Below are 4,834 nucleotides of genomic sequence, written 5' to 3' on the forward strand. Positions count from 1 at the left end.
GTGATCGACTGCCCGGTCGATTACAGCGAGAACGACCGCATCCTCAACAGCGAGCTGCGTGAGCGTGCGCTGGCGGTATAAGCCCTAAGGTACGGCGCCAGCTTCAAGGCTGGCGCTGCCCTCCTGCAAGAGCGGTTTCAGCCGCGCACCGGCAAGGCCGGTGTTATCCCAGGCCTCGCAGGCCACGCAATCTCCGTCGCTTCCGTCAACGATCCAACAGGCCCTGCAGGCTGGCCAGGATGCTGTTGGCGTCGTAAGGCTTGCGCGCTACGGGGGCAGCCTTCAAGTGCTCGGGAATGCTGATACCGTCGCCATAGCCGGTGGCAAAGAGGAAGGGAACCTGACGGCGTAACAGTTCATCGGCCACGGAAATGGATGTGCCGGTACCCAGGTTGACATCCAGTATGGCCACATCCGGTGTGCAACCGGCGAGCAGTTGCATTGCCTCAGCTTCGGAATTAGCGGTGATCACGTGCTTGATTTGAGCATCGGTGAGAATCTGCTCCAAGCCCACTGCAATCACCAGTTGGTCTTCGAGGATCATCACGCACAAGTCCTCCCGCGCTGCAAAGGTATCGCGCACGCGGGCCATGGCCGAGGCCGGGATGACGGGTTCGAAGGTTTCGGCAATGGTAAGGTGCTTGGCCGGGATACTGAAAAAGCCCTGCAGGCCTTCGGGGTAATACTCCACTGTGCTGGTGCCGCCCAGGTCGAACGGGATGCTGCGGTCGATCAGTACCGAGCCGAAGCCACTGCGGCTGGGCGGGCGTACCGTTGGCCCGCCACTTTCACGCCAGCTGATGGCGCAGGCGTTCGCGGCGTCGAGTGCCCAGCTTACCGAAAGCCTGCCGCCGGCCCGCGATAGCGCGCCGTACTTGGCCGCATTGGTAGCCAGTTCGTGCAGCACCAGGGCCATTACCGAGTAGGCGCGCGCATCGAGGATGACGTTAGGGCCCTGCAGCTCGATCATGCCGGCAGCCGTGCGATAGGGCGAAAGCTCGGCCTCCAGCAGCCTCTCCAGGCGACCGCCACCATCACCCCGCACCACTTGATCATGGGCCAGTGACAATGCCTGTATACGACCTTTCAATGTCGTCACATAGTCCTGGAGTGTCTGCCCCTCAGCGGTCGGATGGGCAACCAATGCCCCGATCAGCGACAGGATGTTCTTGACCCTGTGGTTGAGCTCTTCATTGAGGATGCGCTGGCGCACTTCTGCCTTCGATCGCTCGCCGGCGAGCAGCTCGTTGTTGTGCAGCACCACTTCGACGATGGCGGTGCGGATGGCATCACCAAACTGGCGATCCTGCTCGGTCCAGGGCAGCGAATGCTGGTGAACGGTTTCTTTCCAGACGGCGAAGCTTTTGCGCGGTGTCAGACGATCCCCCAGCGCCCCGCTGTCGTAGGTCTTGTTAGGGTCCCCCGCCCAGGCGAGTGTCTCGATGACCTCCTTGCGGAAGAAGATCAGGTAGTCCCTCGGCTGTTGCGATATCGGGATGATCAAAACGCCAGAGACGTCGGTGAAGTAAGCCTGGGCAGAGGGATGCACCATCGACAGGCGGTTGGACGCCCAGGTCCGGCCATCGGTGACCCTGCCTGCCAGGTTCAACAGTTCGGGCACGGCAGCCTTCGGCAATACCAGCCCGGATGATACCCAGCGGCCTTGCAGCGATATGCCGACGCCATCGCAGGGGATCAGCGACATGAGTTGCGGCAGGCGTGAGTGGAAGAACCCATCGAGGTCCACTGACAGGGTGGCATCGCGCACGATGTCGTCCAGTGCGTTGTGAACCCGCACGGCGGCTTCGAGTTTTTGCCGGCTGCGCAGGGTCTCGAGATGCAACGCGAAGAACTCGCCGAACATTTCGGCGGCCACCCGCTGCCCCATGGTCAGTGTACGTGGCGTGTAGTGGTGGCAGGCGATCATCCCCCACAGCTCGCCGTTGACGATCACCGATATCGACATGGAGGCGCCCACGCCCATGTTGCACAGGTACTCGCAATGGACCGGCGACACGCTGCGCAGGTGCGCGTAGGACAGGTCTAGCGGTTCGCCTGACGGGTCAAGGACAGGCTCGATGGCGACCCGTTTGAACTGGGCATCGGAGATCACCCGGATGGGGTTGCGCAGGTAAAGCGCTCGGGCCTGCTGCGGGATGTCGGTGGCGGGGAAATACTGGCCCATGAAGCTTTCGAGGTCGCCGCGCTTGGCTTCCGCTACCACTTGGCCAGCCCCGTCTGCACCGAGCTGGTAGATCATTACACGGTCGTAGCCCAGCACCGCGCGGACAAAGCGGGCAGCGTCGCGGATCAATTTGGTGGTCTGGGCGGTTTCGCGCAGCTGGGTAATCAGGGTGCGGGCCAGTTCGATGGGCTCGGCGATGCTGGCGCCCGCCGGTTCGAACTCCAGGATGGCCGAACCCTTGAACAGGTGGGCGGCGATATCGAAGGCCTGGCCGTTGGGCAGCATCACGCCAAAGCTGAGTGCAGGGCGCGAGGCTTCGCGGGTACGGGCCAACGCGTTACGCAAGGTGTGGGCTACCTCGTCCCCTAAGACTGTGTGCAGCTTCTGCCCGTTGATATCGCCTGCCAGGCCCAGCAAATGCGGGGCATTGAGCGAATGGCGCAGGACCACGGTCGCGGATGCATCGCAGGCCAGCAGGCAGCCGTGGGGCTGGATGCTGCCAGGGATCTGGATCGGTTCGCGGTCGCAGTTGGTCAGGTTTACTTGCGGATCGGAGGTCATTTGGCCCGTGCCTAAGGGTAAAGAGTAGGCTGCCAAAAGGGCCGCCACCGTCAGCCTAGCAGGCATTGTCCGCCTTGGGCATTGCCGAGTGGCTGCCTTTTCAGGTTGACGGGGTATGTGCCCGTTCATCTGTGAAACCCAATTCTCGTATGAACATCGAAAACAGCTCGGGGTGAGACGATATGTTCAGCTTCGCGTACAGATGACGCCGGTTCACCTTTATGGTTTCTGGCGAGATTTCACCGTACTGCTGATCCTGTGCGTGTACCTGGTGGTCGGGATGTGCGCGCTGTTCAGCCGCGTGCTGCGCCGCGACCGTGAGCACCCTTACCGGATGCCGCTGTGGCCACTGCCGGCCCTGGCTGCGGTGACGGGGCCGGGTACCTGTTGACGACCCTGTTAAGTACGGCTTCAGCCCGGGACATTTTCATCATTCTTGGCATTCTGATTACTTCCGTGTTGCTGTACGGCACGTATGGCAAGTTGAGCCCGGCTTTCCAGAAGCTTTGAGCGAGAGACAAGATGCGAGCACGCGATTTCGGTATCACGCTGGGCCTTGGTCGGCCTGGCCCCCACAACGCCATTACCGATGTGCCGGGTGTACGGGTTGGCCACGCCACCCTGAGCAAGCACCATAACGGCAAGCCTGTACGCACCGGTGTCAGTGTCATCGAGCCCCGCGAAGGCCCGGCGCGCCATCAACCGTGCTTTGCCAATATTTCGCCGCTGTTCGCGGCAGCGGCCGATGCGGTAGAAGAGGCCATTGTCAACGCGATCCTGGCAGGCAGGACCCTGCAAACAGAGGACGGGCGAGAAGTGCCAGGCCTGGAGGGTTCGCGGTTGCTGAAGGCCCTTGAGCAAGTGGGTTGGAAAGCTCAGGGTTAACGCAGCAAGCGAATCGCTTGAAGACAAGCCACGATCAATGCTTTCATTCCGCGCTTGAGCCAACGGGTATTGAACGATGAACCGCCCGCTGTTTGTTGCTATCGATGGGCCCAAGGGTACCGGCAAGACCACGCTGCTGGAGGCCGTCACTCAAGCCTTGCGCCTGGACGGGAATAAGGTGATCCGCCTTTGCGAAAGAAACAACGACCCTTACCGGGGCGAGACCATGGTCCTGGTCAACCAGCTTGCCAGAAGCCCATGCCCGGACCTGGAGTTCAAGGTGTGCGAGCGCTTTGCAGAGAGCCGCGCCTGGATTTCCCGGCATGTGCTGCCCAGGCAGCCAGCTGACAGCATCATCCTGATTGATCGCTGGTATCCCTCTGATGCTGCTTTTCGTCGCACGGTGCCTTTTGACCAGATCTTGCGCCTGAACCTTGAGCGAAACGTGCAAGTGCCCGATTTGCATGTCGGGGTTGTCACAGCCGCTGAAACCTCATGGGCACGAGCCGCAGCGCGTACGCGTGGGCTTGGCAGTACGGTGATCTACAACCTTGATGAGCAGGTGGCCTGTACCGAGGCGTTCGAGCGTGCCGTTGCAGAGTACGGCTGGGTGTTGTGCCGTAATGAGGGGACGATCGACGAGGCGACGCGGCAGGTAGTTGGCGAGATACAGGGCGTGCTTGCACACATGTGAGTTGTGCCAGCAACATGTTCTGGCTGTTACAGCCCGGTTTCCTCAATACAACGCATGAATGGGTTGCCGTGCAAAGTGTTGTGGGTCAAGGACTGCGCAGAGGAAGAGCAGCGGCAACGGCAGCTGCGCCTGCTTGAGCGGGAAAAGAAGCTGCTGGACAAGATTGACGAAGCCCTGGAGCGCATTGCACGGGGTGAGTACGGGTGGTGCAAGGACCCCGGCGAGCCCATCGACCTCAAGCGCTTGCTGCTGCGGCCGACCGCGACACTGAGCATCGAGGCCAAGGAGCGGCAGGAACGCCAGGAGCGGCCTATACGCGAAGCTTGATTCTCTAGGCGTGGATGGCACCGGCTTGGCCGGTGTTCGCGGGGCAAGCCCGCTCCCACAGTGACCGCGCAGGCTTCTGGATTTTGAGTAAGACAGCAGGGCCAAGTTGACTCGCTAGGCATGTATAAACTGCGCTGGCGGCCAATCTGCATACCCTGTGCAGAGCCACTGTCTCGCACAAA

4 protein-coding genes and 3 pseudogenes are annotated in these 4,834 nt (G+C 61.4%); 5 read left to right on the forward strand and 2 right to left on the reverse strand.

The window, feature by feature from the left end; genetic code table 11:
* A partial coding sequence (locus AC07XM_RS30300) for a hypothetical protein (protein ID WP_370593837.1) occupies positions 1-81 on the forward strand: 81 nt, incomplete at its 5' end.
* A 124-nt stretch (positions 82-205) separates the two neighbouring features.
* Here AC07XM_RS30300 and AC07XM_RS30305 read toward each other — a convergent pair.
* Positions 206-2,746 carry an HWE histidine kinase domain-containing protein gene (locus AC07XM_RS30305; protein ID WP_023049033.1) on the reverse strand — a complete coding sequence of 847 codons (2,541 nt, stop codon included), beginning with the start codon at positions 2,744-2,746 and terminating at the stop codon, positions 206-208.
* Between the two features lie 100 nt (positions 2,747-2,846).
* Positions 2,847-2,984, reverse strand: a pseudogene (locus AC07XM_RS30310) (helix-turn-helix transcriptional regulator); the annotation flags it as partial.
* Between AC07XM_RS30310 and AC07XM_RS30315 the strand changes: the two are divergent.
* The 4 genes and pseudogenes from AC07XM_RS30315 to AC07XM_RS30330 all read left to right on the forward strand — a co-directional run.
* Positions 2,985-3,256, forward strand: a pseudogene (locus AC07XM_RS30315) (APC family permease); the annotation flags it as partial. It abuts the pseudogene before it with no gap.
* Between the two features lie 12 nt (positions 3,257-3,268).
* Positions 3,269-3,631 (forward strand): P1 family peptidase, encoded by a 363-nt coding sequence (locus AC07XM_RS30320; RefSeq protein WP_023049032.1) that lies wholly within the window; start codon positions 3,269-3,271, stop codon positions 3,629-3,631.
* A gap of 76 nt (positions 3,632-3,707) precedes the next feature.
* Positions 3,708-4,325 carry a dTMP kinase gene (locus AC07XM_RS30325; RefSeq protein ID WP_016486799.1) on the forward strand — a complete coding sequence of 206 codons (618 nt, stop codon included), beginning with the start codon at positions 3,708-3,710 and terminating at the stop codon, positions 4,323-4,325.
* 96 nt (positions 4,326-4,421) lie between these two features.
* Positions 4,422-4,652: pseudogene (locus AC07XM_RS30330) on the forward strand (TraR/DksA C4-type zinc finger protein); the annotation flags it as partial.
* Positions 4,653-4,834 lie beyond the last annotated feature (182 nt).

The sequence above is a fragment of the Pseudomonas sp. GW460-LB5 genome (assembly GCF_059423245.1).